Below are 4,257 nucleotides of genomic sequence, written 5' to 3' on the forward strand. Positions count from 1 at the left end.
CGGGGCTGTTCGCGCTGGCCGCGGTGGTGCTGTCACTGGTTCGGCGCGGGGCGACTGCCTGAGCGGCGCGCGCCGAAAACAATCGCGCCGGGAACAACCGCTTCCGGGAGACTGGGCGGCATGCGTACCCAGGATCACCCCAACAACGCCCCGGGCGTGCCGATGCGGTTCCCGGTCTGGTTCGAAAACTTCCAGATCAAATACATCAACCCGGTTGCGGTGCCGATCGCCCGGTTCATGCCGGGGATCACAGTGATCAAGCACCGCGGGCGCAGGTCGGGCCGTTCCTTGGAGACGGCGGTGTCGGCCTACCGCAGGGGGCACGCGGTCGCGATCATGCTGGCCCACGGAAAAACCAACTGGGTCAAGAACGTTCTAGCCGCCGGACAGGCCGACATCCGGCTCGCCGGGCGTGACGTCCACCTGGTGAACCCGCGCATCGTCGAGGCGGGCATCGACGACCCCTCGCTGCCGGTGCTGACACGGCTGGCCACCAAGCTCGGGGTTGGCGTATTCGTCGCCGATATCGCCGAGAACCGGTAGCGCAAAATCGCAGTTCCAGAGACCGCAATCACATGTCCAGGCCGATATCGAGCACCCGCACGGAGTGTGTGAGCGCACCGACAGCCAGGTAGTCCACCCCAGTCCCGGCGTACCCCGCGGCGGTGTCCAGCGACAGCCCGCCGGAGGATTCCAGCAGCACCGAGGGTGCCTGTGCATCACGGCGCTGCACCGCGATCTGGGTCTGCCACACCGGGAAGTTGTCCAGCAGGATCAGTTCGACGTCCTCACCGAGCACCTCGTCGAGCTGCTCAAGGGTGTCCACCTCGACCTCGCACGGCAGGCCTGGCGCCGCGGAGCGTACGGCCCGCAGCGCCGCCGTCACCGAGCCGGCGGCGGCGACATGGTTGTCCTTGATCAGCGCGGCATCCCCGAGACCCATCCGGTGGTTGACGCCGCCACCGACCCGCACCGCGTATTTCTGCACTGCCCGCAGCCCCGGCAGGGTCTTGCGGGTGTCCCGAATCCTGGCCTTGGTGCCCTCGACCGCGTCCACCCATTCCGCGGTGGCGGTCGCGATGCCGGAGAGGTGGCAGAGCAGGTTGAGCAGAGTCCGCTCGGCGGTGAGCAGGCCACGGGTGTCGGCTTCCAGTGTCAACAGCGCCTGTCCGGCCTGCAGTCGGGTGCCGTCCTCGACCCGGTCGAGCAGGCGGTAGCCGGCCCCGCCAGTCCCGTTGCCGAGCACCTCGTCGAGAACCATCAGGGCGATGTCGACCCCGGCGGCCACACCGGCCTGCCTGGCTACCACCGCGGCCTTGGTCCTGGCATCGGCCGGCACGGTGGCCACGGTGGTCACGTCCGGTCCGTAGCGCAGGTCCTCGTCGAGGCCTCGACGGATGACTTCGAGGGCCTCCGCCCGCTCGCCGGCGGTCAGCGCCGCTGTCATCGTGCGGCGACCGCCGCCGGCTGCGCCACCGCGATGTCTCCGTCGGGCATCGCCACAACGTTCACCGCGACCGCCTGGGCGGGATCGGTGTGCGGCCAGTCGCTGCGGTGATGACAGCCGCGGGATTCGGTCCGGGCATGCGCCGCCGCCGCGACGGCCTGAGCGGTGACGGTGAGCGCGGCGTCCTCGAAATCGGTGCGGCTGCCCAACCGGGCCGCCGTCGCGCCGTCGAGCACCGCTTCCAGCCGGCTCAGTCCCTCGCCGTCCCGGACCACCGAGGCCCAGCGGCTCATGGCATCCTGCAGCGCGGGGCGATCCAGCGAAACACGTTGAGTGGGTGGAACTTCGGCGACCGGAACACCGGCGCTGACGGCGTGCTCGGCGGCCATCCGCCCGGCGCGGCCACCGACCACGAGGCCCTCCAGCAGGCTGTTGGAGGCCAGCCGGTTAGCGCCGTGCATGCCGGTGCGGGCGACTTCGCCGGCGGCCAGCAGACCCGGCAGCAGCGTACGGCCGTAAACGTCGGTGCTGACACCGCCGCAGCTGTAGTGCGCGCCCGGCACCACCGGGATCGGCTCAAGGGTGGGCTCGATACCGGCCTGGCGGCAGGCCTCGGTCACCGTCGGGAAGCGCTGCTCCAGACGTTCGACCCCGCGGGCGTCGAGATACACGCAGGCGTCCCCGGTCTCCCGCAACCGGGCATCGATGGCGGCGGCCACCACGTCGCGAGGGGCCAGGTCGCCCATCGGGTGCACTCCGGCGGTGACCGAATCGCCGCGGGCGTCGCGCAGGACCGCGCCCTCCCCGCGCAGGGCTTCGGTGATCAGCGGCCGCCGTCCGCTGCCCAGCGGGTCGAACAGCATCGTCGGGTGGAACTGGATGAACTCGATATCGCTGACCGGAACGCCGGCCCACAGCGCCAGGGCGATGCCGTCGCCGGTGGAGCCTTCCGGGTTGGTGGTGGCGCGGTAGAGGTGTCCCAGGCCGCCGGTGGCCAGGATCACCGACGGCGCGTGGATCACCCCGAGCCCGTCGTCGTTGCGCACCAGGACTCCGGTGACCGCCGCGCCGTCGTGCAGCACCTCGAGGGCGACGTGATTGCGGCGGATGTCCAGGGTGGCCGCGGCGTGGTTGAGGGCGCGCTGCACTTCGGCGCCGGTGGCGTCGCCACCGGCATGCATGATGCGCCGCCGGGAGTGCCCGCCCTCCCGGGTCAGCGCCCACTGGCCGGGCGCGGTCTCGTCGAAGCGGGCACCGGCGGAGATCAGTTCGGCCACCGCCTGGTAGCCGTCGGCGACGATGGAGCGGACGGCCTCGGGGTCGCACAGTCCGGCCCCGGCGGTCAGGGTGTCCTCGACGTGGGACTGCACGGTGTCGTCGGTGAACGGCAGTACGACGGCGATCCCACCCTGGGCGTAGAACGTGGCGGTGTCGTCAGCCTTGCTCAGCAGGACGGTGCGGGCACCTCTCCGGTGCGCGGCCAGGCCCGCGGCCAGGCCGGCGACACCGGTGCCGACGATGACGATGTCAGCGCGCTGCTGCCAGTCGACGCGGTCGGATCCGGCGCCGCAGGCAGCCCGGCTCATTCCCCACCGCCGGGCTGGCCGATCTCGATCATCCGCTGCACGGAGGCCCGCGCCCGGGCTGCGGTGTCGGGATCGACATCCACCTCGTCGGCGTCGTCGACCAGACTGCGCAGCAGCGCGGCCGGAGTGATCATTTTCATGTACTTGCACGAGGCGCGGTCGTTGACGGCCTGGAAGTCGATACCCGGTGCGGCCTTGCGCAGCTGGTGCAGCATGCCGACTTCGGTGGCCACCAGCACCTGCCGGGCGTTGGACTCCCGGGCGGCGTCCAGCATGCCGCCGGTGGAGAGGATCTTCACTCTCTCCTCCGGGAAGGCGCCTTCGCCGGCGAGGTACAACGCCGAGGTGGCACAACCGCATTCGGGGTGGATGTACAGCTCGGCGTCGGGGTGGCTGCGCGCCTGGGCAGCCAGCTCGTCGCCGTTGATGCCGGCGTGCACGTGGCACTCGCCGGCCCAGATGTGCAGATTGGTGCGCCCTGTCACCCGGCGGACGTGCGCGCCGAGGAACTGGTCGGGACAGAACAGCACGTCGCGGTCCTCGGGAATGGAGGCCACCACGTCCACGGCGTTGGAGGAGGTGCAGCAGATGTCGGTCAGCGCCTTCACCGCAGCGGTGGTGTTGACGTAGGACACCACCACCGCGCCGGGGTACTCGTCGCGCCAGGCCGCCAATTCCTCGGCGGTGATGGAGTCGGCCAGTGAGCAGCCGGCCCGCTGGTCGGGAATGAGGACGGTCTTGTCCGGGCTGAGGATCTTGGCGGTCTCGGCCATGAAGTGCACGCCGCAGAACACGATGGTGTCCTCCGTGGCCTGGGCGGCGATCCGCGACAACGCCAAGGAGTCGCCGACATGGTCGGCGACATCCTGGATTGCCGGAAGCTGGTAGTTGTGCGCCAGGATCGTGGCGTTGCGCAGGCCGGCGAGCCGGCGGACTTCGGCAGCCCACTGCTCGTCGGCGGCGATGCCGGTGTAGCCGCCCGGGCCGTCGACGATGCGGTCGGCCAGCGGGGAGTCCAGGCGGCCGGCCATGGCTTCCCTCGGATCCACGACGGTCATCGCGGCCTCCTGTCTCAGTCCCGAAGTTTTCGACTTACAATCGAAAACATGACCCATACTAGCACCGGGCACGAGGTTCTTGCGGTGGTATTCCAGGTGCGCGGCCTGGCGTCCGGCAAACCCGAACTCGAAGTGCTGTTATGGCAGCGCGCCTTGGCGCCCGAAC

The 4,257-nt window shown here is 70.4% G+C and carries 4 protein-coding genes and 1 pseudogene; 2 read left to right on the forward strand and 3 right to left on the reverse strand.

What is annotated here, in order from left to right; all coding sequences use genetic code 11:
* Positions 1–120 precede the first annotated feature (120 nt).
* Positions 121–543, forward strand: a complete 423-nt coding sequence (locus ADBZ6I_RS16275; protein WP_526385663.1) for a nitroreductase family deazaflavin-dependent oxidoreductase — start codon at positions 121–123, stop codon at positions 541–543.
* A gap of 28 nt (positions 544–571) precedes the next feature.
* On the opposite strand, the gene nadC is transcribed toward ADBZ6I_RS16275, so the two are convergent.
* Genes nadC through nadA form a run of 3 tightly spaced genes read right to left on the reverse strand, consistent with a single transcriptional unit; the run spans position 572 to position 4,091 of the window.
* Entirely contained in the window at positions 572–1,447 is an 876-nt protein-coding gene (gene nadC, locus ADBZ6I_RS16280; protein ID WP_526385665.1) for a carboxylating nicotinate-nucleotide diphosphorylase, read from the reverse strand.
* Positions 1,444–3,033 (reverse strand): L-aspartate oxidase, encoded by a 1,590-nt coding sequence (locus ADBZ6I_RS16285; protein ID WP_526385667.1) that lies wholly within the window; start codon positions 3,031–3,033, stop codon positions 1,444–1,446. Before ADBZ6I_RS16285 ends, nadC begins: the two co-directional genes overlap by 4 nt.
* A complete protein-coding gene (gene nadA, locus ADBZ6I_RS16290) occupies positions 3,030–4,091 on the reverse strand; it encodes a quinolinate synthase NadA (protein WP_526385669.1) in 1,062 nt (353 codons plus the stop codon). Before nadA ends, ADBZ6I_RS16285 begins: the two co-directional genes overlap by 4 nt.
* A 48-nt stretch (positions 4,092–4,139) precedes the next feature.
* Here nadA and ADBZ6I_RS16295 point away from each other — a divergent pair.
* Positions 4,140–4,257 (forward strand): annotated as a pseudogene (locus ADBZ6I_RS16295) (NUDIX hydrolase); the annotation flags it as partial.

This window comes from Mycobacterium sp., assembly GCF_044342925.1.
In the GTDB taxonomy this organism is placed as follows: domain Bacteria; phylum Actinomycetota; class Actinomycetes; order Mycobacteriales; family Mycobacteriaceae; genus Mycobacterium.